General features: G+C 44.5%; 21 protein-coding genes, 2 rRNA genes and 1 other RNA gene (1 of these 24 cut by a window edge). 16 read left to right on the forward strand and 8 right to left on the reverse strand.

Translation table 11 applies throughout. The features are described from left to right. Positions 1 to 75 precede the first annotated feature (75 nt). On the forward strand, positions 76 to 2,580 hold the full coding sequence (locus IGI84_RS03030) for a VWA domain-containing protein (protein ID WP_430600953.1): 2,505 nt from the start codon (positions 76 to 78) through the stop codon (positions 2,578 to 2,580). Positions 2,581 to 2,819: 239 nt separating this feature from the next. Here the strand turns inward: IGI84_RS03030 and IGI84_RS03035 are convergent, their stop codons facing one another. Both IGI84_RS03035 and IGI84_RS03040 read right to left on the reverse strand, forming a co-directional pair. Beyond that, positions 2,820 to 4,604 carry an ABC transporter ATP-binding protein gene (locus tag IGI84_RS03035; protein WP_081119047.1) on the reverse strand — a complete coding sequence of 595 codons (1,785 nt, stop codon included), beginning with the start codon at positions 4,602 to 4,604 and terminating at the stop codon, positions 2,820 to 2,822. Continuing rightward, positions 4,597 to 6,330 carry an ABC transporter ATP-binding protein gene (locus tag IGI84_RS03040; protein ID WP_081119048.1) on the reverse strand — a complete coding sequence of 578 codons (1,734 nt, stop codon included), beginning with the start codon at positions 6,328 to 6,330 and terminating at the stop codon, positions 4,597 to 4,599. The genes IGI84_RS03035 and IGI84_RS03040 overlap by 8 nt, the downstream gene beginning before the upstream one ends. 108 nt (positions 6,331 to 6,438) lie before the next feature. Here IGI84_RS03040 and IGI84_RS03045 point away from each other — a divergent pair, with 108 nt between their 5' ends. From IGI84_RS03045 to ffs, 6 genes are all read left to right on the forward strand, one after another. After that, positions 6,439 to 7,242: a MerR family transcriptional regulator gene (locus IGI84_RS03045; protein WP_430600954.1), complete on the forward strand. Its 804-nt coding sequence runs from the start codon at positions 6,439 to 6,441 to the stop codon at positions 7,240 to 7,242. A gap of 205 nt (positions 7,243 to 7,447) precedes the next feature. Beyond that, positions 7,448 to 8,083 (forward strand): YczE/YyaS/YitT family protein, encoded by a 636-nt coding sequence (locus tag IGI84_RS03050; RefSeq protein ID WP_010748831.1) that lies wholly within the window; start codon positions 7,448 to 7,450, stop codon positions 8,081 to 8,083. A 139-nt stretch (positions 8,084 to 8,222) separates the two neighbouring features. Next, complete coding sequence (locus IGI84_RS03055) at positions 8,223 to 9,590, forward strand: RsmB/NOP family class I SAM-dependent RNA methyltransferase (protein ID WP_430600744.1); 1,368 nt, start codon at positions 8,223 to 8,225, stop codon at positions 9,588 to 9,590. Between the two features lie 68 nt (positions 9,591 to 9,658). Further along, positions 9,659 to 9,994 (forward strand): hypothetical protein, encoded by a 336-nt coding sequence (locus tag IGI84_RS03060; protein ID WP_005227636.1) that lies wholly within the window; start codon positions 9,659 to 9,661, stop codon positions 9,992 to 9,994. A gap of 131 nt (positions 9,995 to 10,125) precedes the next feature. Next, a complete protein-coding gene (gene tadA, locus IGI84_RS03065) occupies positions 10,126 to 10,632 on the forward strand; it encodes a tRNA adenosine(34) deaminase TadA (protein WP_194194859.1) in 507 nt (168 codons plus the stop codon). 29 nt (positions 10,633 to 10,661) lie between these two features. Beyond that, an RNA gene (gene ffs / locus IGI84_RS03070) (signal recognition particle sRNA small type) lies at positions 10,662 to 10,748 on the forward strand. Positions 10,749 to 10,961: 213 nt separating this feature from the next. Here ffs and IGI84_RS03075 read toward each other — a convergent pair. Both IGI84_RS03075 and IGI84_RS03080 read right to left on the reverse strand, forming a co-directional pair. After that, a complete protein-coding gene (locus IGI84_RS03075; protein WP_142425529.1) occupies positions 10,962 to 11,369 on the reverse strand; it encodes a type II toxin-antitoxin system death-on-curing family toxin in 408 nt (135 codons plus the stop codon). After that, positions 11,366 to 11,608, reverse strand: a complete 243-nt coding sequence (locus tag IGI84_RS03080; RefSeq protein ID WP_005227642.1) for an addiction module antitoxin — start codon at positions 11,606 to 11,608, stop codon at positions 11,366 to 11,368. Before IGI84_RS03080 ends, IGI84_RS03075 begins: the two co-directional genes overlap by 4 nt. A gap of 326 nt (positions 11,609 to 11,934) precedes the next feature. Between IGI84_RS03080 and IGI84_RS03085 the strand changes: the two genes are divergently transcribed. From IGI84_RS03085 to IGI84_RS03100, 4 genes are all read left to right on the forward strand, one after another. Next, complete coding sequence (locus tag IGI84_RS03085) at positions 11,935 to 13,317, forward strand: bifunctional metallophosphatase/5'-nucleotidase (RefSeq protein WP_430600747.1); 1,383 nt, start codon at positions 11,935 to 11,937, stop codon at positions 13,315 to 13,317. A 90-nt stretch (positions 13,318 to 13,407) separates the two neighbouring features. Next, the gene (locus IGI84_RS03090) at positions 13,408 to 14,028 is read left to right on the forward strand and encodes a YutD family protein (RefSeq protein WP_015509029.1); all 621 of its coding nucleotides are present in this window, start codon (positions 13,408 to 13,410) and stop codon (positions 14,026 to 14,028) included. Between the two features lies 1 nt (position 14,029). After that, a complete protein-coding gene (locus IGI84_RS03095; protein WP_077453612.1) occupies positions 14,030 to 14,800 on the forward strand; it encodes a TIGR01457 family HAD-type hydrolase in 771 nt (256 codons plus the stop codon). After that, positions 14,797 to 15,435, forward strand: coding sequence for a TIGR01906 family membrane protein (locus IGI84_RS03100; protein ID WP_074536563.1), 639 nt, complete (start codon positions 14,797 to 14,799; stop codon positions 15,433 to 15,435). Before IGI84_RS03095 ends, IGI84_RS03100 begins: the two co-directional genes overlap by 4 nt. 55 nt (positions 15,436 to 15,490) lie before the next feature. Here the strand turns inward: IGI84_RS03100 and IGI84_RS03105 are convergent, their stop codons facing one another. The 3 genes from IGI84_RS03105 to IGI84_RS03115 all read right to left on the reverse strand — a co-directional run bounded on the left by IGI84_RS03105 (position 15,491) and on the right by IGI84_RS03115 (position 17,722). Next, on the reverse strand, positions 15,491 to 16,000 hold the full coding sequence (locus tag IGI84_RS03105) for a phosphatidylglycerophosphatase A family protein (RefSeq protein ID WP_005227653.1): 510 nt from the start codon (positions 15,998 to 16,000) through the stop codon (positions 15,491 to 15,493). A gap of 124 nt (positions 16,001 to 16,124) precedes the next feature. Beyond that, complete coding sequence (yqeK, locus tag IGI84_RS03110; RefSeq protein ID WP_430600751.1) at positions 16,125 to 16,739, reverse strand: bis(5'-nucleosyl)-tetraphosphatase (symmetrical) YqeK; 615 nt, start codon at positions 16,737 to 16,739, stop codon at positions 16,125 to 16,127. A 5-nt stretch (positions 16,740 to 16,744) separates the two neighbouring features. Beyond that, entirely contained in the window at positions 16,745 to 17,722 is a 978-nt protein-coding gene (locus IGI84_RS03115) for an NAD(P)/FAD-dependent oxidoreductase (protein ID WP_430600752.1), read from the reverse strand. Between the two features lie 140 nt (positions 17,723 to 17,862). Between IGI84_RS03115 and IGI84_RS03120 the strand changes: the two genes are divergently transcribed. After that, positions 17,863 to 18,450, forward strand: a complete 588-nt coding sequence (locus IGI84_RS03120) for a peptidylprolyl isomerase (RefSeq protein ID WP_005227659.1) — start codon at positions 17,863 to 17,865, stop codon at positions 18,448 to 18,450. A gap of 90 nt (positions 18,451 to 18,540) precedes the next feature. Here IGI84_RS03120 and IGI84_RS03125 read toward each other — a convergent pair whose 3' ends face one another. Continuing rightward, a complete protein-coding gene (locus IGI84_RS03125; protein ID WP_194194856.1) occupies positions 18,541 to 19,722 on the reverse strand; it encodes a MalY/PatB family protein in 1,182 nt (393 codons plus the stop codon). Positions 19,723 to 19,815: 93 nt separating this feature from the next. Between IGI84_RS03125 and IGI84_RS03130 the strand changes: the two genes are divergently transcribed. The 4 genes from IGI84_RS03130 to IGI84_RS03145 form a co-directional block, all read left to right on the forward strand. Further along, positions 19,816 to 20,196 carry a CvfD/Ygs/GSP13 family RNA-binding post-transcriptional regulator gene (locus tag IGI84_RS03130; protein ID WP_005231980.1) on the forward strand — a complete coding sequence of 127 codons (381 nt, stop codon included), beginning with the start codon at positions 19,816 to 19,818 and terminating at the stop codon, positions 20,194 to 20,196. 67 nt (positions 20,197 to 20,263) lie between these two features. After that, complete coding sequence (locus tag IGI84_RS03135) at positions 20,264 to 20,626, forward strand: hypothetical protein (RefSeq protein ID WP_034871858.1); 363 nt, start codon at positions 20,264 to 20,266, stop codon at positions 20,624 to 20,626. Between the two features lie 565 nt (positions 20,627 to 21,191). Further along, positions 21,192 to 22,751, forward strand: a 16S ribosomal RNA gene (locus IGI84_RS03140). Positions 22,752 to 22,980: 229 nt separating this feature from the next. Further along, a 23S ribosomal RNA gene (locus tag IGI84_RS03145) occupies positions 22,981 to 24,004 on the forward strand; it runs 1,891 nt beyond the window's last position. Together the 16S and 23S rRNA genes form the textbook arrangement of a ribosomal RNA operon.

Genomic DNA, 24,004 nt, shown 5'->3' on the forward strand with positions numbered 1-24,004 from the left:
GAAATGGAAGAAAAAAAAGGTTGGTTCCAAAAAAACAGTCGCTTATTACTGATCCTATGTACTTTTATATTGAGTATGATCAGTGTCAGCGCGAAAGCGGCGACCTATGATTTTGACTATCAGGAGAACCAAGCGGGGCAATACCTTACCCACGGTACGGCTGCTGGAGATACCTACAATTATGATTATGGAAATGCACCTGGAGTCGAGTTTGATAGTGAGAATTATGTCAATTATGATGATCAGGCGTATTTAAAGAAAAGTGTGCAAGAAGTTGCAGGAAATCAAGGATTGTTTGACGTCACCCTTGATGTTAAAGGAAACCAAACGAACAATGCGGTTGATTTAGTTTTAGTAGTCGATTTTTCTTCTTCTATGACTGGAGAAAAATTGAATAATGCGTTGTTAGGCTTGCAACAATTTGGCACGGAATTGGCAGACTCATTAGCAAATGGCTCTATTCGAATCGGGATCGTGGCCTATAATCGCTATGTTTACTCCACGAATGGTTTTTCAACAGATATCGATTACTTAGAACAGTTTCTACGTCAAACCGCAGAGTCCCATTCCGGAACATTCATGCAAAAAGGGTTATTAGAAGGTGAGCGGCTCTTGCTGGAGGAAAGTCGTCCAGAAGCTGAAAAACTTTTTATCCATATTGGTGATAATAGTGCCAATCGTAGTTATCTTCCTGTAGAGGGAGCGACTACCTATCCTAACACGGGGGAGATCACAGACTATAACGGTTATCACACCCAAAGCTATGTCAAAGATTTTCAAACTGATAATTCTGCGTATCATACGACAAGTTCATCTTCTTCGGATTCTCTTGCAATCCCTGTCAGTACTTCGGTAGTGACAGACGCGACTTTAGGCACGATCGTCGCGATCAAGGAAGCGGGCTTTCCAATGTATTCGGTGGCTACTGCTCCGTCTTCTCGCGGGGAATACATTGGTCGAAACTTAGCTACATCATCAGGGAATTATTTAACGATAGATGAAAATCTGGTTGGCTTAGGTTCAGCGTTGACGGAAATCGCAAATAAAATCGATAAGACAATCTCCAATGGTACGATCACTGATCCAATGGGTACAGGAATCTTGCTACAAGGTGCAGGTAGTTTTGATTCCGATAACTATCAACTGGTTGGATGGCGAAAAGATGAACAAGGAACTTGGGTCGAAGCACCTGACCTAGTGGCAAATGTGCAAGTAGCAGAAGCCAATCAAACCATCACTGTCAGCAATCTTGCTTTGGGTGAGAACGAGCGAGTTACATTGACCTATCAAATCCGCCTTGATACTGAAGACTCTTCATTCCAAGGAGAAACGTGGGTTCTATGTAACGGTCGTACCACATTAGTGCCGGAAGTAGACGGAGAAGCAGTAGATTTTCCAATTCCATCGATTAAAGCGCCAGTGGTTTCGATAAATGTCCTTAAGAAGTGGGTCAATGTTTCTGCCGCCGAGATTCCAGAGCAGATCGAATACCAAGTGCAACGAATGACCACCACCTCGGAACAAGGTTGGCAAATTTCCGATCCACTGACCTTGAGCAAGGAAGACGATTTCCAAGTCACCCTCAGTGAGGTTCCTGTTAATGGTCAGCAACTCGTGTTACCCAAATACAATAATCAGGGAGAAGACTTCAGTTATACAGTGACGGAAATCAATGTTCCTGAAGACTTTGAAAGCACGGTTACTAACGATGGTGAAACGATTATTCTAACAAATACCAAGAAAGAGACCGAACCAAGCACAACGGAACCAAGCACAACGGAACCAAGCACAACGGAACCAAGCACAACAGAGCCAAGTACAACAGAACCAAGCACAACAGAACCAAGTACAACGGAACCAAGTACGACGGAACCAAGTACAACGGAACCAAGTACGACGGAACCAAGTACAACGGAACCGAGCACGACGGAGCCGAGCACGACGGAGCCAAGTACAACGGAACCAAGCACAACAGAACCAAGCACAACAGAACCAAGCACAACGGAGCCAAGTACAACAGAACCAAGTACAACAGAACCAAGTACAACAGAACCAAGCACAACGGAACCAAGTACAACAGAACCAAGTACAACAGAACCAAGTACAACAGAACCAAGTACAACAGAACCAAGCACAACGGAACCAAGCACAACGGAACCAAGCACAACAGAACCAAGTACGACGGAACCAAGTACAACGGAACCAAGCACAACGGAGCCAAGTACAACGGAGCCAAGTACAACGGAACCAAGCACAACGGAACCAAGTACGACGGAACCAAGTACGACAGAGCCAAGCACAACAGAACCAAGCACAACGGAACCAAGCACAACGGAGCCAAGTACAACGGAACCAAGTACAACGGAACCAAGTACCACCGATTCAAATAATGATCATTCATCAACGAGCCAAACGAGTCAATCCAGTGATCAGGTCGGTGGTTCAGTGACTACCACCACTTCTAGTCAAAATAATGGGGGTGTGCTTCCGCAAACGAATGAAAAACGTGCTGCCTGGTTAGTTGTTTTAGGAACGATCATTGTAAGTGGCGTACTGGCGACAGTTTTTAAAAAGAAATAGCATATTCTCTTGACTATCTTTTTTAAGTCCAGCTAGACATGCGTCTAGCTGGTTTTTAGTTTACCGATTAATTAGTAACAACAATAATCGACTTTCAGAAAATAAATATTTTTTGTAAGTTAATGGAAGTTAGGAAAGAGTTAAATACTGTTTTAAAGAAGAATAGTAGGGAAAGGTGGGGATATACTAAAAATAAAATGACCAAACGTTTTTTATGAGTCGTTTGGTCATTTTTTTCATCAAGCTGTTGCAAACTGGCTGTTATATAGTTGGGCGTAAAGTGACTCTTGTGCCAGCAATTCTGTATGGGAACCTTTTTCGACGACAGAGCCGTCTTTCATTACTAAGATCAAGTCGGCATTTTTGATGGTAGAAAGACGATGGGCGATGATAAAGCTGGTTCGTCCTTGGGTCAAACGATCCATCGCCGTTTGGATCATTTGTTCCGTCCGCGTGTCGACACTGGAGGTGGCTTCATCAAGGATCAGGATCGTTGGGTCTGCTAAAATCGCCCGGGCGATCGTCAATAATTGTTGTTGTCCTTGTGACAGTTCGCTTTCGGAACCAATAACGGTATCGTAACCGTTGGGCAGGGTTCGCACGAAGTGGTCGCATTGGGCGGCTTTGGCGGCAGCCAAGATGTCTTCTCGAGTGGCATCGGGATTGCCATAAGCGATATTTTCAGCGATGGTTCCTTGGAACAGCCACGTATCTTGCAGCACCATACCGAATTTTTTCCGTACTGCCGGTGCCGAAAAGGACATCATGTCTTGATCGTCCAGCAAAATCTTCCCACCATTCAATGGATAAAAGCGCATCAAAAGATTGATCATGGTGGTTTTTCCAGCACCTGTTGGTCCGACGATCGCGACCGTTTGTTTTGGTTTGACGGAAAATTCGACGTTTTCCATCAGGAGTTTTTCCTTGTTGTAGCCAAAGGAGACGTGTTGAAAATCGATTTTTCCTTTGATGGTTTGTGGAACTGGCAGTTGCTGGGTCGCTGTTTCTTCTTCAGGATAATCAAGGATTTCAAAAATTCGTTCGAGAGATGCTAAGGCACTTTGCAAGGTATTCATAATATAAGAAGCTTGCGTGATCGGTTCAGACACTTGGTTGATGTATTGCAGATAGGCTTGTACGAGACCAATGGATAATTGCCCTTGCAACACCATCAGACCACCAACGACGGCGCTTAAGATAAAGCCGATTTGATTGATAAAGCGCACGAAAGGATTGATCGCTGCACTGACGAACTGTGCTTTTCGAAAGGCTTTAAATTGGGCTTCGCTCAATTCCGCCATTTCCGCTTCAACGGCAACTTGCTGGTTGTAGGATTTGATCAGAGGATTTGCGGTATAAAACTCTTCCGCACGACTGCTGACAGCACCTAATGTTTCTTGGTTTTTGGTAAAGTAGCTCAAGTTTTTTCGTGCGAGAACGGTAGTCACAAAAGCACTCAAAAGCAAAATCAGGACCACGCCGATCGTCAGTAATGGGCTGAGATAAAGCATGGCGATCAAGCCGAAGGTAATGCTGATAGTTGCCGTGATCAACTGCATCAAACCGACTTGCAAGACTTCGGATACTTTATCTAAATCGAGAATCACTCGGCTTAAAATATCGCCAGTATGATGTTTGTCGTAAAAACTGATAGGCAGGCGATTGAATTTGTCACTGATTTGTTTGCGTAAAGTCAAGGTCAGGGTTTCACTGACACTGGCCATCGTATACTCTTGCAGCAAGGAAAAGAGACTGATCAAAAGCCACGTTCCCGCTAATAGGACGACTGGACCTAAAATACTTTGCCAAAAATCATTGATCTGCCAGCCTTCTTGTTGAAACAAGGCAATCAGATTATCCAGTCCACGCCCCAAAATCAAAGGGGCGATGGACATCAGTAAGGAAAAGAACAAGGCGGAAGCGATAATCAGTAGAAAGCGGGCTTTTTGTTCCATCAGCAAACGCAGCAAACGTCGGCTTGTATGTTTCATGTTTTTTGGTGTATCCATTGTTTGTTTACTCATCCTTCATTCCTCCCATTCCTTGAGATGAGGCAAACTCTTGATAAGTTTGGCAATTGCGTAATAATTCTTCGTGGGTTCCTTTACCGACCATTTTGCCGTTATCTAAAACAATGATTTGATCGGCATTTTTGACGGTCGATACCCGTTGAGCCACGATAATGACGGCGGCATCTTTCGTGTATTCTTTCAATGCACGCCGCAAGTTGGCGTCTGTTTGATAATCCAAAGCAGAAAAGCTGTCGTCAAAGAAGTAGATTTCTGCGGGCTTTGTCAACGCTCGGGCAATACTCAATCGTTGCTTTTGACCGCCAGAGAAATTGCTGCCTTTTTGAGCAACTGGACTTTCATAACCTTCAGGCAAGCCTTCGATAAATGACTTGGCTTGAGCAACTTCAGCAGCTTTTGCCATCGCCTCATGGGTTGCTGGACGATTGCCGAAACGCAGGGTTTCTTGAATCGTGCCGCTAAGCAAGAGCGCTTTTTGCGGGACATAACTAATTTGGTCCCGTAATTCGGCTTGTGAGATCTCTTTGATGTTATGGTCAAAAAGTGTGATCGAACCAGCAGTCACATCTTTGAAACGCAACAGCGCTTTGGCGATGGTGCTTTTGCCAGAGCCAGTTCCGCCAACGATCGCTGTCGTTTTGCCTCGGTGGATCTCGAAGCTGATATCTTCTAAGACAGGTTCTTCGGCGCCTTCATACGTAAATTGCACCTGATTGAAAGCGGCGATCGCTTCAGACACGGCGGCCTTGTCCAAGGTTTGGTCACCGTCGATCAAATCAATTGGTTCTTCTAACACTTCTTCGATCCGTTGCAAGGAAGTCAAGCCTTTAGGTACCATCACGATCACCATCGCTGCCATAGTCAAAAACCAAAGACTCAGGATCGTGTATTCGATGATGGCAGTAATACTACCAATAGCAAGATGGCCCTGCAGACTTTGATAGCCGCCGTAGACAAGGATGGTCGAAATCGAGAGTCCCATTACTAAATTGACGGTCGGATTCAAGACAGCAAAGAGGCGATTGACTTGGATCATGGTTTTCGCATATTCCGTCAAGGTTTGATCTGTCCGTTCTTTTTCGTAAGCTGCTTTGTCGAATGCTCGAATCACCCGAGCGCCGGTAAAGGTTTCTCGTAAGATCCGCATCATTTTATCGACTAGCTTTTGCGTGATTTGTGATAATGGGATCGCTTTGCGGATCACTCCATAAGCGATCATTGAAAAACATAGGATCGCTACGATTGGGACCCAAATCATCCGCAAAGAGACGGTGCCGGTTAGAAAAATTGAAGCTGCGACGATCATTGGGGCTGGCAAAATCATTTGCAGCGCCATCATCAAAATTTGTTGGATGTTGTTGATGTCGCTGGTGGTACGTGCCAGCAAAGTGGGCGTACCATAGCCATCAACAGCGGATACAGAGAGTTCCTGTGTTTTTTTGAAAAGGCGCATCCGCAAAAAATGCCCGAATTTTCCTGAAAGGTGGGCAGATAAATAACTACCGCCTACCGAGACGATCACGGTGCCGATGGCAATGGCAAACATCCACCAGCCATTGTGCCAAATGGCTGTCGTGTCGACTTTCAAGATCCCTTCATCAATGATTTTTGCCAAAAAATACGGCAACAGGAGTGTGCCGAAGGATTGGACCAGCATCAAAAGAAATAAACTGAAAAAGAAGCGTCGTTCTTCTTTATAAAATAACTGTAATTGTTTCATGATTTCCCTCCAAAAATGTTGTTCTATGGTAGAATAAACTGTAACGTAACGTTACAGTCAAGCAAGGAGTGAAATTTTTTTTTGAAAAAACAATTGACCATCAGTGAGATGTCCGCTTATGCCGGTGTGAGTCGGCGTACATTGATTTATTATGATCAGATCGATCTGTTCAAACCTCATTCAATAGGTGACAATGGCTATCGCTATTACGGCTTTGAACAATGCCTTGAGTTAGACGTGATTTTGATGTTGCGTTCTTTGGATATGCCCTTGCAAGACATTCGCCAATTTTTGAAAAACCGCAACCCGGAATACACCCAAAAGGAACTTGTGGAACGGCGAGGAGAAGTCCGTGACAAAATCGCAGCGCTACAAGAATTGGAACGAACTTTTGATCGCTATATTCAACGCTATGAAAAAGTACAGGAAGCTGATTTTGTGACCTTTACCATAGCGCATCATAAAGCAGAGGCGTTTATCGTTTCTGAAGAGATCGCCGGCGATGATCCAGAATCTGCTTATCAAGTGTACGCTCGTTTTTATCCATTAGTGGATTATAAAGATGCCTTCAGTGGCTACCCCATTGGCTTTTTAAGTGCCGGAACGACGTTGGAGGATCAGACTTTTCACGCATCTCCTTATCGGGCATTGATCTTGATTCCCCAAGATCGGCTACATCTCTATCCGGAAAAGCTGATCATCACCCGTCCCGCTGGTACATATGTTTCTGGGTTTGTCAGTGAAGGAGAGGAACAAATTGCCGCTTTTACCCACCGCATCCGAGCCTTTCTAAAAGAGAAGCAGTTGAAGATCGATGGCGATGTTTGGGAATTGTTATGGCAAGATGAAGTCTTTACCACCCAAAAAGAATTGCAGATATTTGAAGTGATGGTTCCAGTGAAGCCAGAGTAGTGGAACGTGCAACCTTAGTATGAAGGAAACGAAAATCAAACTACTTAATAACAATGGTTGTTGCCACTGGCTTTTCAATAGAAGCAAAGGAGATGACTAAGGCAGATCCCTTCCCTACAAAGGGCCCTGTGAAGCGTTGAAATTCCCATTTTCCTTTTTTCTCGTTATACTTGAAAGAACAGATGAGAAAAAAGGAGAAATTTTAATGAAAAAAGAAACAGGATTACGCTCGTTGTATGCGTTGATTGGTGTCGCCATTTTAGGATTTGGGGCGGCATTGCTGCGGGTCGGCGGAGTGGGGCTAGACCCATACACGGCAGCCAATATCGGTGTCGGTGAGTTGCTAGGGTTATCCCTTGGGGTCTATCAATTGATGATCAATATCGCTGTCCTAGTATTGATTTTTATCTTTGGCCGTCGCCATATCGGTATCGGCACGGTCATCAATATGGTGCTCACAGGATTCTTCATCGACTTTTATACCAATGTTTTTGATTGGTTATCCGTCGGTCCGAATAATTGGTGGCAGCAAGGTTTGTTCTTGTTGATCGGGATCATCTTCTTTACCTTCGGAGCTTCATTTTATATGTCAGCGAATTTGGGCAGCGCCCCCTATGACGCGATCGCCCCAACCATCGTCGATCAGACGAAAGCTAATTATCGAGTGGTGCGGGTGATTCAAGACGTTGCCTTTGCCTTGATTGGACTCTTTACAGGCGGACCAATCGGGATCGGAACCTTCATCAGTGCCTTTTTAGTAGGCCCACTGATCAAATTCTGGGACAACCGTGTCTCTCAGCCATTCATCGAAAGCAGTGTCAAAAAAGCGATTTTTAAATAAAAAAGGTCTGCAGCAAAGAGAAGTCGAAGCGATTTAGTCGCCCACTTCACTCAGCTGCAGTTTTTTTGCCATTTGATCAAGGAATTCTTGCATAATTGCTTCTCAGTCGCTAGAATAAAAAAGCCGAGGAGGGGTAAGTATGCAATTACCAACACCATTTATTGAAAAATACCAACGGTTGTTAGGAGAAGAAGCACCAGCTTTTTTTACCGCTTTGACCGATAATCAGCCAGTCAAAGGCTTTCGCTTGAATGTTGCCAAGCCGCACGCACAAGCGATGCTGGCAAAATATGGACCAGCCGCTGTACCCGCCCCCTATGCAGAAGCTGCTTATATTGGCGAAGTCAAAGGCCGTTCACTGCTCCATCAAGCTGGCTATGTCTACAGCCAAGAACCTAGTGCGATGATCGTAGCAACGATCGCAGCCGCTCAACCAGGGGAGCGGGTCTTAGATTTATGTGCGGCACCAGGGGGCAAAACAACGCAGCTGGCAAGCCAATTACAAGGAAAAGGGCTGCTTGTAGCAAATGAGATTTTCCCCAAGCGTGCCAAAATCTTATCAGAAAATGTGGAGCGTTGGGGCTTTCCAAATGTAGTCGTCACCAATCAGGCGCCGCAAGAATTGAGCCGCCATTTTCCTCAGTTTTTTGACAAGATCGTGGTGGACGCCCCATGTTCTGGTGAAGGGATGTTTCGTAAAGATCCCGTCGCCTTAGAAGAATGGCAAGCAGATACACCTGAGCAGTGTGCGATCAGGCAAAAAGACATTTTGGCACAAGCCGTTGCGATGCTAAAACCGGGGGGCCAGCTGATCTATTCCACCTGTACCTTTGCCCCAGAAGAAAACGAAGCGATGATGGCTTGGTTAATGGAGGAGTATCCCTTCGCGATCGAAGCGATCGACTTGGACAATGTATCTCATGGGCGCAGCGAGTGGGGAGAGGCACCAGGGATTGAGAAAACCATCCGCTTATGGCCGCATTTAAACCAAGGAGAAGGTCATTTCGCTGCGAAATTGACCTCCCAAGCAGAAGCAGCGCCAGTGAAAAAGAAGAAAAAAGGCAAAGGAGCGACAGCTAAGAGCCCATTAGATGCAGCGACTCAAAAGTTGTGGCAAGCCTTTCGCAAGGGTTTTCCTTTTTTACAGGCACTGAATGCGACGCCACAGCTGCTAGGTGAAAACCTCTGGCTCGTTCCTGAAGAAATGCCTTCTTTAAAAGGGATCAAGTTTATGCGCCCAGGTTTGCATGTCGGCGTCGTTAAGAAGAATCGGATCGAACCAAGTTATGCGTTGGCATTGGCGATCCATGCAGAAGAAGGGGCACCGATAGTGCCGATCACTTTGTCGCAATGGCAACAGTATGTGGCAGGTGAAACCTTGAGCGTGTCAGGAAATGCTGGGTGGGTGATTTTGACAGTCGATGAGATCCCCGTCGGTTTTGGAAAACAAGTCCAAGGAACCGTGAAAAACTTCTTTCCTAAAGGATTAAGATTCAAAGCGATTTAAACGAAATAGTGTTTTTATTTCAGTCCTCGTGCTATGATGGAAGTAGCAAAATAAGGGAGCTGATCGATATGAAAACATCATCAAAAGTAACGATTGGATTAAGCATTGCAGCGATCGCTGGGATCACTACTGCCGTCGTTGTATCAGACAAAGTATTCAATAAAGTACGCTTCGCTTGCAACCGACACAAAGTAAAGAAATTTGTCGATGACAAATTCAACGGCAATGAAAAATTGCTGGATGTCGTAGACGGCTTGTCTGACAATGAATTGGATTCGTTGTTAGGTGTGATGAAAAAAGTCAATGAGGGCCGCAACAAAATCTCTGTTTACGGAGACAATATCAAAGATTCGACAGAACATGTCAAAGACAAGTTGACGAGCTTTGTTGATTCCGTCTTTTAAGCCAATCATTCCATTTGAAACTCGCAGGGACATCGGTCTTTGCGAGTTTTTCTCGTCTTTCTGAGCGTTTTTCGTTATACTAACAAGGAAATGCACGAAATGGTGCGAGGTAGAGGAGTGAAAGAGAAGTCGTGGAAAAAACAAGTACCTTGACTGCCGAGGAAAAAGCCTTTTTTATGGAAGAAGCAATCAAAGAAGCCCGAAAAGCAGAAGGTTTGGCAGAAGTACCGATCGGTGCTGTTGTCGTCTTGGATGGCAAAGTCATTGGTCGTGGGCACAATCTACGAGAAACGCAGCAACAAGCCGCAGCGCATGCGGAGATGTTTGCGATCGAAGATGCCTGTCGCACGGTCGGAAGTTGGCGCTTAGAACAAGCGCAGCTGTTTGTGACCTTGGAACCATGCCCGATGTGCAGTGGAGCGATGTTATTGGCACGGGTGGAAGAAGTGTATTTTGGTGCCTACGATCCCAAAGGCGGCACTGCCGGTACATTGATGAATCTATTGGAAGATGAGCGCTTCAACCATTGGTCCTATGTGGAAGGCGGCATTTTAGAAGAAGCATGTGGACAGCTGCTAACAGATTTTTTCCGAGCATTACGAGAAAAGAAAAAACAAAAAAAGGCTGGCAATCTCTAACGAAATACGTTATACTAAGTTTTGCCGAAAGGCTAGGACAATGGAGGTCTTGTGAAGCGTGTCAGATCCGGAAGGAAGCAGCACTAAGCAGGATTCTCCATGTGTCTGATTGAAAAACTGCCTGCTTTTGAAGAAAGCAGTAGTACTAATTGAATCGATGACCATTCAAACCTGAGACAGACTGTCTTAGGTTTTTTTATTGTCTGAAAGTCTTTAGTTGAGTCTTCTCTTTGATAAATTTTCATGATCAATTTTTAGCCAATCTAGTAAAAAGTGAATCACGATTGTTTGATTGTAGGTGAAGAATTGCTGATTAGCTAGTTACTTTTTTACGACTTTCTTGTGTATTTTCGAAGGTAGTCAGAGGTTGATCGTCTTAAAGTATCAAATTTATTTTCGTCATATTTCGCAATGTGCACCAGAAATGCAATCGTTTGATTTTGTTCGAAAAAAGTTTCATAGTGGTTAAGCTTGAAAAAAACATCCGTTGCCATGAAAGCCGTTCGTTTATTGGCATTATGAAAGGGATGTTTTTTGATTAAGTTGATTAGAAGGATTGCAGCTTTTTCCTCCATTGAGGGATATAATTCTTTTGAAAAAACGATTTGTTGCGGTTGTTTTACAGCCATGGCTAATCCAGATGGATCACGCAAGCCGATCTCTTCATTTGGTGTTTGACTTTTGATAAGCACGACATTCATTTTTATGATTTGTTTTTCTGATAAGTAGATTGTCAATGATTTGCGAGCTCCTTATACATCTCTTCATATTGAGAAAAAGATTGATCGATTAAACGATTGATTTCGAGTTCCTGCTCAGAAGGTAATGACTTTTTCGTGATTGCAGCAGCTAATTTGTCTTCATCAACAAATACGTAATCATTTTCTTGAATTCCTATTTTTTCTAATAATTCTTTCGATAATGTTAAAACAACTGAATTTCCGCTCTTTCTAATTTTTCGTTCTTGAATACTCACTTTACATCTCCTCCTTATATCGTATATACAGTATATACGATAAACGAGAATTACTCAATAATTGTATGATCGTATGTTAGTGCTATATATTTTGGATCGTATTTGCTTGGAAAAAAATCATTCCAACAATTGAGCAAAACATGGCGGTACTTTTTGACAAATGACTGTCTATTTATTCCAATCTTTTCCAAGCATTCCAATGGTTTCCCAGAGATTTTATGCTATGCTTATTTTGTAGAGAATTCCGTCGTCTTTCTGCTGGCAATCCTTGATGCCAAGAGAAACGGATAGTGATTTCAGGCGACGTATTTGAAAAGAGGCGCACAATGGAGAAAATTACGATTATCCATACCAACGATCTGCATTCCCACCTAGAACATTGGCCGAAGATGCGGCGTTATTTGGATCAAAGAAAACGAGAAGCGGATACGACCGAAGAGACAGTGATCGCGGTCGACTTAGGCGACTTTGTCGATCGCTGGCATCCTTTGACAGAAGCAACTGACGGCAAGGCGAATGTCGATTTGATGAATCAAGGACATTACGATGCGGTGACGATTGGGAACAATGAGGGAGTCGGCAATCCCAAAGAGGTCTTGCAGCATCTATATGACCAAGCAGAATTTCCTGTCATTTTAGGCAATTTATTTGATAAACAGGATTTGCGTCCACCCAAATGGGCACAAGAATACAAAATCATGGAAAGCAATCAAGGCGCCAAAATCGGCTTGATCGCTTTTACGGCACCTTTTCCGCTAACATATGCCCCCAACGGTTGGGACATTCGCGAACCCTTGGAGATTTTGCCTTCATTGGTGCAGCATTTGCGCCCCGAGGTCGATTTGCTGGTCTTGATGAGCCATCTAGGCATCAATGCTGACCGCCAAATTGCGAGGGACTTTCCAGAGTTAGATGTTATTTTAGGTTCCCACACGCACCATTTGTTTGAAAAGGGCGAAGTCATCAATGGGGTCCAAATTGGTGCAGCTGGCAAGTTTGGTTTTAACATTGGCGAAGTCGAAGTGGTCTTAGATGATCACCACCGCCCAATCAAGCATCGCGCCCGTGTGATTCCGACCGATTCGTTGGTGGCTTTTCCGCAAGATGAGGAAGAGATCGCCGAATATCTATCGATCGGTCATCGCTTGTTGCGGGCAAATCAGGTGGCAGAAATTCCAGCAGCGTTTACGAGGGATTGGCAAAGTCAACATTCCTTGGTTCGGGAGGCGCTTTTGGCATTATGTGCCAAAGGACAAACGGCGGCCGCCATCTTAAATACGGGGCTATTTTTAGATGATTTGCCGCAAGGACGGGTCGATCAAGATCAGCTGCACACGATTTTGCCCCATCCGATGCATTTGATTCGGGTGACGCTGCAAGGCGCGGATGTCATTCGATTGATCTTAGAGATGGAAAAAAATCGCAACTTTTTGCGCAATTTCCCAATTATGGGAATGGGTTTTCGAGGGAAGATTTTTGGTGAACTGGTTTATGAAGGCATCCGCTTTGATGAAAAAAACCACCAAGTATTGTGGAAACAAGAGCCCGTCGATCCTGCTCAAAGCTACACGTTGACCCTTGTGGATCACTACTTGTTTATTCCGTTTTTCCCGACGATCGAGATTGCTGGAACCGTTGAGTTTCTTTTTCCAGACTTTATTCGCACAGTGGTCGGAGATTACCTGAGTCAGAAATACCCCATTCAGTAGTTCGTCACTTCTCCAGCTGGTTTTTGCGAGAAAACCCCGACTATCATTGGGGAATAAAACAAGGTATAATAAACAGCAGGTGGTGAAAAAATGACCGAAAAACAAACGATCACAGATGAAATGACATCTGTACTAGAAGAAATTATTGAAGAACCAGCGAAACAACCGCAAAAAGGCGAGTTGGTGACTTTGTTAAATGATGAAGAATTAATGATTGGCAATCGACAATACAAACTGGTCATGGATTATCGTGAAGGCTTCAATCCAGAAAAGCTTGGCGAGCGTTACAGTGAAGTGCTAGCACGTTATGACTATATCGTAGGGGATTGGGGTTATGAGCAGCTGCGTTTGAAAGGCTTTTTTGAAAAGGATAACCGCAAAGCATTACCCGATCAGCGTATCGACATGCTGGAAGACTATTTGTATGAGTATTGCAACTTCGGTTGTGCCTATTTTGTGATCCAACGAGTTGGCGGCAAGAAAGAAAAAAGTACCTCCCGCCGACGCAAGAAAAAGCCAACCCAAAACAATCAAAATCAAAATACACAACAAAACGCCCATATAGAAGAAAAGCGTGACACAGTACCGCAGAAAAAAAGCAAACCAACGATCAAAAATCGTAAACCAAAAGAAAAGAACGTCAAAAAAACCGAAACAACTACGGTGAAAAAAGGCAAAAAAGAGTTTACGATTCGACAAAGGGAAGAATAAGATGAAATATAAAGGCTATTTGATTGATTTAGACGGTACGATTTACTTAGGAAAAGAGCCGATCCCTGCTGGGAAACGCTTCGTAGAGTCCTTACAAAAAAAAGGACTGCCCTATTTATTTGTGACCAATAATACGACCCGCAGTCCCGAAGTCGTGGCGCAGCGATTGGCGGATGAATTTTCGATCCATGTGGCACCAGAAACGATTTATACCGCAAGCTTGGCAACGATCGATTTTATGAAAGACCATGGCAAAGGCCGCAAAGTGTTTGTGATCGGCGAAGCGGGGTTGATCGATTTGATCTTAGCTGCTGGGTTTGAGTGGGAAGAAACCAATCCGGATTATGTCGTGGTTGGTTTAGACAACCACGTGACCTATGAAAAATTTGTTTTAGCAACGTTAGCGATCCAAAAAGGAGCAACCTTTATCGGGACCAATCCCGACAAAAATATCCCGACGGAAAGAGGCTTGTTGCCAGGTGCGGGTTCACTGATTGCAATGGTGGAGACTGCCACCCAAACGCAACCGATTTTTATTGGCAAACCAGAAGCCATCATTATGGAAAAAGCGGTGGCACACATCGGCTTATCAAAAGAAGAGGTCTTGATGGTGGGGGACAATTATGAAACGGATATTCGCTCGGGGATCCAAAACGGGATCGATTCTTTGCTCGTATTATCTGGCTTTACCCCGAAAGCGGCAGTTCCGACATTACCAGTAGCACCAACCTATGTGGTTGATTCTTTAGATGAGTGGGATTTTGAACAATGAAAAAACAAGTGTGGCTTGAACGCTTAGGATTTGTCTGCTTGTTTTTGTTTTTGGTCAGTCTAGCGATCACCCTAACGATCAATTTTCGACCGTTATATTGGTTTGATGTAGATCACTTAAATCTGCTGGATTATACCTCGCTAACAAGAGAAGAGTTGTTGAAGAACTATGGCTTATTGTTAGATTTTCTAAACAATCCCTTTGCAAGTACGCTCGCCTTGCCCGATTTTCCAATGTCTGAAGCTGGCGCTGGGCATTTTTACGATGTGAAGCAGTTGTTTCTATTAAATTATGCTGTGATGATCGTCACGGTGCTGCCGAGTATCTGGTTCGTCAATCGGTTACGGCAAAAACAACAGCAATGGCGCTTGATTCGTCCCTTTCAATGGGGGATGATTTTGCCGCTGATTTTCGGGTTTTTGATGGCTGTCGGCTTTGACCGCTTTTTCGTTACGTTCCATGAGATTTTCTTCAGTAACGACGATTGGCTCTTTAATCCAGCCACCGATCCGATCATCAACGTGCTGCCAGAAACGTTTTTCATGCATTGCTTTATTCTCTTTTTCGTCTTGATTGAAGTCTTCTTTTTTGCCTTCTATTGGTGGGGGAAACGAGGCTTGAAAAAAACAGCGTAATGAAAAAAGATCAACGATCCACTTCCTTTGAGAGAGGTGAATCGTTGGTCTTTTTTTATTGCGTAATGTAATGAGATTTACTTGGGTGTTGATGGGCTAAGCGACTTGCGGCAGAAGCGGCGATGGCACCTACGATATCATCTAAAAAGGTGTGAACGCGGGGACCGTCGTGCTTGTTCAGTTCTTTCAAAATGCCTGGTTTGACTTTATCAATGTATCCGTAGTTAGTAAAGCCGATGGAGCCGTACACGTTGACGATGGATAGTGCGAGGATCTCATCGATCCCATAAAGCCCTTCGTCTTCTTTGACGATTTCTTGCAGTGGATGCAGCAGTTGATTTTCTTCTGCCAAAATATCCAATTGGACACCCGTTAAAATCGTGTTGTGGACTTCCCGCTTGCTTAAGACAGCGTTGACGCTTTCGATACACATCTCCAAGGTGATGCCTTCAATGTAGTCTTTTTGCAAAAACATCACCAATTCGCCGATGTCTTGCAGTGAGACACCGCGGTCGGCCAACAATTCTCTTGCTTTGTCTTCAAGTGTTTTGCTTTCTAATACCATATAGTTCCCCTCCATGTAAAAAAAGTTTATTCAAAAGTCAACATGCGACTGATGGATTGCAATCATAAGTAGTGCCCTATTCCAGTTGCAGCCCATGCCGTTTGGGTTTAGTCCCTTCTGACATTTAGGTGTTTGCTAATTTTGCTTTGGCTGCCACTGCCCAAGGATGGGGGACCACTAAGTCACCGGCAAAGAGCCAGTCCATATAAAACTCAGCGGCGGCTTCCAAGGAATCATAGAGGCGCTCTAATAAGCCGGTTAAAAAAGGTGCTTGATCTTTGCGATCCCATTTGATTTTGTCGGCTAAAAAAACGATCAGATCGAGACGACTATATTGGGCCTTTAAGGTGGTATGACAGCTGATGGCGGACAGAATCTCTGGATCAGACACCTGAAAAACCGTTTTTGCTAACAAAGCGGATTGCTGCTGATGCAGCAAAAAAGGTGCTTGCCGCTCCGCGTCTAAGATCGGTTCGCCTACCGCTATCTGCAAGGCGATTCGCTGGTCATTAGGGATGACGACGCTAACATCGTGCAGCAGTCCTGCCAAGTAAGCTTTATCCGCGTTGACTTGAAACCGTTCTGCCAATCCTTTGGCTTCTTGGGCAACGGCTAGATTGTGGACTGCCGTTTCGGCATGATCGAAGGCTTCCAGATACTGAACCATTTGCTCAGTGAGGGTCTCCCCCTGTAAAGAGAGAGTATAGGCGGCAAGTTGACGTTGACCAACTTGTTTCATCTCAGCTACTCCTTAAAAAGACTTGTACTATGGGCAGGTTGTGTCCGCGTTTTGGGATCAATGTAGTGGAGCGCATTGTTCACCGCGGTTGGGGCTTCCCCAAAACCAGTAGCGATCAGGTCGACTTTTCCATCGTATAAAACGACATCCCCACAGCCATAGATCCCAGGAACAGACGTGCTCATATCCGAAGAGACGAAGACTCCTTGGCGGCTGCTTTTCATGCCCCAATCCTTGATGTTCAATGTGGAAGAAAAACCGTAATTGACGATCAAAGCATCCAATGAAAGGCTGACCGTTTCATCACCCTTGACTTGCTGCAACGAGACACCAGTCAAACGTTGCTCTCCTTGGATTTCTTGGATCACATAAGGAGTCAAAATGTTGACGGCAGAAGATTGTAATTTGCTGACGCTATGTTCATGAGCACGAAATTCAGAACGTCGATGGATCAAGTAGACTTCACTAGCGATCGGCTCCAGCATCAATGCCCAATCGATAGCAGAATCGCCGCCACCGGCGATCGCTACTTTGCGTCCGGCATACTTCATCAAATCGGTGACAAAATAGTCTAAGCCGTATCCTTCAAACCGCTCGCTTTCTGGCAAAGTCAGTTTGCGCGGCTGGAAGGAGCCGTTTCCTAAAGCCAAAATCACGGCTTTCGAGTAATGGATTCCTTTGTCGGTGGTGACTTCGATATAGTCTTCTTGTTTTTCGACCGACAAGACGGTTTCTTCTAAACAATATTGGTGATTGAAGGTCGTCAACTGTTTTTCCAGGTTTTGGACAAGATCGCCCGCTTTGATTTTCGGATAACCTGGGATATCGTAGATGTATTTTTCTGGGTATAAAGTAGCAAGCTGACCGCCTAATTGCGGCAAGCTGTCGATGATCTTGGTTTTGGCGTTACGCATACCGGCATAGAAAGCAGAAAACATCCCGCTAGGTCCGGCGCCGATAATCGTTATATCAAAAATATCCATGTTATTCCTCTTTTCTAACCACGTTGGGGTGAAGCATGTTCGTGTTGTACGAATAGCTTCATTATAGCAAAAATTATCCAAACTAGCATTTTTTCAATTTTCTGCTATCATTGATTTATGAGAGAGAAGGAGGAGTTAATGTGTCTGAATTTCCACAGTTAGCATTAGAAAAACAAACTGGCCATAAAGCAGTCATCAAAACCAATCGTGGGGATGTAGTTGTACAATTGTTCCCAGAATTGGCACCAAAAACAGTCAAAAACTTCGTTGAATTAGCGAAAAAAGGGTATTACGATGGGATCATCTTCCACCGTGTCATTCCTGATTTTATGATTCAAGGTGGCGATCCAACTGGTACAGGAATGGGCGGCGAAAGCATCTATGGCGGCAGCTTTGAAGATGAATTTTCAAAAGAATTGTTCAATCTTCGTGGCGCTTTATCCATGGCAAACGCTGGTCCGAATACTAACGGCAGCCAGTTTTTCATCGTAAACAACCAAAATGTTCCTAGCAACATGTTAGGTCAATTAGAAGGTGCTGGTTATCCAGCTGAAATCATCGAAGCGTATCAAGCAGGTGGTACTCCTTGGTTAGATTTCCGTCACACAGTCTTTGGTCATGTGATCGAAGGAATGTCAGTCGTTGATGAAATCGCTGGCGTGCAACGGGGCCCACAAGATCGTCCAGTGCATGATGTAGTGATCGAAACGATCGAAATCAGCGAATAAAACAAAAGAACCCAAAGCAGTTTCAACGGCCATCCTCAAGGAGATCGTTGAAATGGAAGCTTTAGGGTTCTTTTTTTTCATAAGAAAGAGTTAACCGATCGGTTGGTCTTTAAACGCAGCGGCGATTTGATTGAGTGCTTTTTCTAATAGCTCTTTAGGACAGGCAAAGTTCAGCCGCATATGGTGACTGCCGTGGGGACCAAAGATATTTCCTTGATTCAATACGACATTGGCTTCTTTAATCAGTTTTCTTTGTAGCTGATTATCCGTTAGGCCATAGGCAGAAAAATCCAGCCAGATCAAATAAGTACCTTCGGGCTTTTGAAACGTCACTGCTGGGAGTTGCTCAGTCAAAAAGTCGCAGACAAAGGCGCGATTTGCTTCTAAGTAGGTCAATAGTTCTTCTAACCATGCTTCAGATTCACGATACGCTGCTTCAGTAGCGACCAACCCAAACGTATTGATTTCCCCTTGAACGTTACGTTCCTGTGTTTTTGCAAATTGGCTGCGCAAGGTTTGGTCTTTGATAAATACCATCGAATTTTTGATCCCAGCTAAATTAAAAGTCTTGGTTGCTGAAGTCAAAATGATCGAAAAATCGGCAAAGCTTGGCTCGACTGTTTGGAAAGAGACAAAGTGATTTGGCGCAAAAACGATGTCTTGATGAATCTCATCACTGACAACGATCACCTGGTGCTTTTGACAAATCCGGCCGATCATCAGCAGTTCTTCTTTTGACCACACGCGTCCTCCAGGATTATGAGGATTACATAGAAGAAACAATTTTACTTTCTTTTCGATGATGGTTTGTTCCATCGCCTCAAAATCGATGACGAAGTGGCCATCTTTTTCCAGTAACGGTTCTTGAATTAAGGTCCGCTGATTGTTTTTGACAACCTGGGCAAAGGGATGGTAGACCGGATCGTGGATCAGTACGGCATCTCCTTCTTGGGTGTAACTTTGGATCGCCAGTGCAATACTAGGGACGACACCGCTATTAAAAAGAATCGCTTCTTTATTGATGGTATAACCATGACGTCTTTGCTGCCAATCGATGATGGATTCAAGCAGCGAATCAGGGATGGTGGAATACCCATAGATCCCTTGGGCAACTGCTTTTTCTAAAGCTTTTTTCACAGGTTCTGGTGCCAGAAAATCCATGTCGGCTACCCAAAGCGGCAATAAGTTTTCTTCCTTATAGGTTTTTGCAATGGTATCCCATTTGACGCTATTGGTGTTTAAGCGCGGATGAACTTTGTCAAAATTGATCATGCGTTTCCCTCCTATATTGTGTAACGTTGTTTCTGATGCTTCAAATCTACCACTAGTTCAAGTATAATGAAAGTGGAAAAGAGAGGAAAGACTATGAATTATCAAATCGGGAACATTATAGAAGGAACAGTCACTGGGATTCAACCCTATGGTGCATTTGTTTCGTTAGATAAGGAAACACAGGGATTGATCCATGTTTCAGAGATCCAATCCGGGTTTACCAAAAATATCCATGAAGTCTTACAGATCGGGCAAAAGATCCGTGTACAAATCATTGATATTGACGAATACAGCCAAAAGATCAGTTTGTCCCGCCGTACATTGGAATCAAGTTTTGTTCAGCCACCCTTTAAGCGTAAACGCTACTTTACAAATAAGAATAAGCGGATTGGTTTCCGTACGATTGGGGAAGCTTTACCAGTGTGGGTGAAAGAAGCCAAAGAAATGTTAGAAAAAGAAAACAGCAACAGATAATCGTGCATATTTTCTGAAAATGTGCTAAAATTAGTTTACAAACAGATGAATAACTGAGGTGGGTATTTTGGGATCCAAAAAAGTAGCGGGTACAGTTATGATGCACTTAGCAAATGGTTCGAAACGATTTTTGATGCAAATACACGAAGGCACTGCGGAATTAGCGTCAACGGATTTTTCTGAAGATAAAACCGGCTTGGCTACGATCTTACAATTGTTTAAAGACCGTATCCACCTTGATGTGACAGCGATCGAACTCGTTGAACTCACAAATGGCAACATTGATACGCAAAACATTCCTTTATTTGTTTTTGAAACACAAGAAGCAGGACAAACGCAACAGCTGCCAGAAGGGTATGCGTGGGAAGAGCCCAATATCTTTCGTAAGATCATCGAAGACTATAAGATTGAAGGCGTTCCGTTCTTTTAGCACCTGTATACTAGTGGAAAGACTGAAGACCGTTATGACGGTCTTTTTTTATTGAAAAATTTTTGTAAATAAAATGAAATATTTCCTTGACCTGAGTCAAGAAGAATGGTAAATTAGTCAACGTTGGCAAATGAGTCAGCGGGTCAAAAATGCTTTTGAAAAAACTTCAAAAAAAGACTTGACCAAAAATGAAACAGATGATATTATAACGAAGTCGCAATTTTAAAACAGTTAATCAATGTTGATACATCAACAAAATTAATTGAAAAAAGTTGTTGACAAATAACAAATCATTTGTTATTCTAATAAAGTCGCTGAGACAGCCGCTACGAAGTTGAAAAACAACGAGCGAAAAAAACTTTTAAAAAAGAGTTGACAATCAAACGTCGCTCTGATACGATATAAAAGTTGCTAACACAGCACGGTAGACCTTTGAAAACTGAACAAAGCAAGCAAACGAACCAATGTGTAGGACGTTTCAATTTATTGAAACAAATACATGCAAGCAATAGCTAGCAAAGTTAATTTTTATGAGCTTAATGACCGTATGGTCATTCAAACAAATCATTATGAGAGTTTGATCCTGGCTCAGGACGAACGCTGGCGGCGTGCCTAATACATGCAAGTCGAACGCTTTTTCTTTCACCGGAGCTTGCTCCACCGAAAGAAAAAGAGTGGCGAACGGGTGAGTAACACGTGGGTAACCTGCCCATCAGAAGGGGATAACACTTGGAAACAGGTGCTAATACCGTATAACACTATTTTCCGCATGGAAGAAAGTTGAAAGGCGCTTTTGCGTCACTGATGGATGGACCCGCGGTGCATTAGCTAGTTGGTGAGGTAACGGCTCACCAAGGCAACGATGCATAGCCGACCTGAGAGGGTGATCGGCCACACTGGGACTGAGACACGGCCCAGACTCCTACGGGAGGCAGCAGTAGGGAATCTTCGGCAATGGACGAAAGTCTGACCGAGCAACGCCGCGTGAGTGAAGAAGGTTTTCGGATCGTAAAACTCTGTTGTTAGAGAAGAACAAGGATGAGAGTAAAATGTTCATCCCTTGACGGTATCTAACCAGAAAGCCACGGCTAACTACGTGCCAGCAGCCGCGGTAATACGTAGGTGGCAAGCGTTGTCCGGATTTATTGGGCGTAAAGCGAGCGCAGGCGGTTTCTTAAGTCTGATGTGAAAGCCCCCGGCTCAACCGGGGAGGGTCATTGGAAACTGGGAGACTTGAGTGCAGAAGAGGAGAGTGGAATTCCATGTGTAGCGGTGAAATGCGTAGATATATGGAGGAACACCAGTGGCGAAGGCGGCTCTCTGGTCTGTAACTGACGCTGAGGCTCGAAAGCGTGGGGAGCGAACAGGATTAGATACCCTGGTAGTCCACGCCGTAAACGATGAGTGCTAAGTGTTGGAGGGTTTCCGCCCTTCAGTGCTGCAGCAAACGCATTAAGCACTCCGCCTGGGGAGTACGACCGCAAGGTTAAAACTCAAAGGAATTGACGGGGGCCCGCACAAGCGGTGGAGCATGTGGTTTAATTCGAAGCAACGCGAAGAACCTTACCAGGTCTTGACATCCTTTGACCACTCTAGAGATAGAGCTTCCCCTTCGGGGGCAAAGTGACAGGTGGTGCATGGTTGTCGTCAGCTCGTGTCGTGAGATGTTGGGTTAAGTCCCGCAACGAGCGCAACCCTTATTGTTAGTTGCCATCATTTAGTTGGGCACTCTAGCGAGACTGCCGGTGACAAACCGGAGGAAGGTGGGGATGACGTCAAATCATCATGCCCCTTATGACCTGGGCTACACACGTGCTACAATGGGAAGTACAACGAGTTGCGAAGTCGCGAGGCTAAGCTAATCTCTTAAAGCTTCTCTCAGTTCGGATTGTAGGCTGCAACTCGCCTACATGAAGCCGGAATCGCTAGTAATCGCGGATCAGCACGCCGCGGTGAATACGTTCCCGGGCCTTGTACACACCGCCCGTCACACCACGAGAGTTTGTAACACCCGAAGTCGGTGAGGTAACCTTTTTGGAGCCAGCCGCCTAAGGTGGGATAGATGATTGGGGTGAAGTCGTAACAAGGTAGCCGTATCGGAAGGTGCGGCTGGATCACCTCCTTTCTAAGGAATATTTCGGAAGACTACACATCGTTTGACTTTGTTCAGTTTTGAGAGGTTTACTCTCAAACAAAATTTGTTCATTGAAAACTGGATATCGAAGAAAAAATCAAAACAAGTAACACACACCGAGTTGAAATGTTAAAAGAGTTTTTTAATAAGTTCAACGCTTATTTTCTTGAGCAACCTTCTATCGCTAGAAGAAGTACTCAAAACCGACCGTAAGGTCAAAGGTTAAGTGAATAAGGGCGCACGGTGGATGCCTTGGCACTAGGAGCCGATGAAGGACGGGACTAACACCGATATGCTTTGGGGAGCTGTAAGTAAGCTATGATCCAGAGATTTCCGAATGGGGGAACCCAGCATCTTTTATAGGATGTTACGTCTGCGTGAATACATAGCGCAGTCGGGGTAGACGCAGAGAACTGAAACATCTAAGTACCTGCAGGAAGAGAAAGAAAATTCGATTCCCTGAGTAGCGGCGAGCGAAACGGGAAAAGCCCAAACCAACAAGCTTGCTTGTTGGGGTTGTAGGACTCCGATATGGTAGTCTATTCAGATAGTCGAAATACTTGGAAAAGTATGTCAAAGAGGGTAAAAACCCCGTAGGCGAAATTTGGATAACACCTAGGAGGATCCTGAGTACGGCGGAACACGAGGAATTCCGTCGGAATCCGGGAGGACCATCTCCCAAGGCTAAATACTCCCTAGTGACCGATAGTGAACCAGTACCGTGAGGGAAAGGTGAAAAGCACCCCGGAAGGGGAGTGAAATAGATCCTGAAACCGTGTGCCTACAACAAGTTAGAGCCCGTTAATGGGTGATAGCGTGCCTTTTGTAGAATGAACCGGCGAGTTACGATAGCATGCGAGGTTAAGTTGAAGAGACGGAGCCGCAGCGAAAGCGAGTCTGAATAGGGCGAATGAGTATGTTGTCGTAGACCCGAAACCATGTGATCTACCCATGTCCAGGTTGAAGGTGCGGTAAAACGCACTGGAGGACCGAACCCACGTACGTTGAAAAGTGCGGGGATGAGGTGTGGGTAGCGGAGAAATTCCAAACGAACTTGGAGATAGCTGGTTCTCTCCGAAATAGCTTTAGGGCTAGCCTCGGAATTGAGAATGATGGAGGTAGAGCACTGTTTGGACTAGGGGCCCATCTCGGGTTACCGAATTCAGATAAACTCCGAATGCCATTCATTCATATCCGGGAGTCAGACTGTGAGTGATAAGATCCATAGTCGAAAGGGAAACAGC

It is taken from the genome of Enterococcus sp. DIV0008 (assembly GCF_050542615.1).
Classification (GTDB): domain Bacteria; phylum Bacillota; class Bacilli; order Lactobacillales; family Enterococcaceae; genus Enterococcus_D; species Enterococcus_D innesii.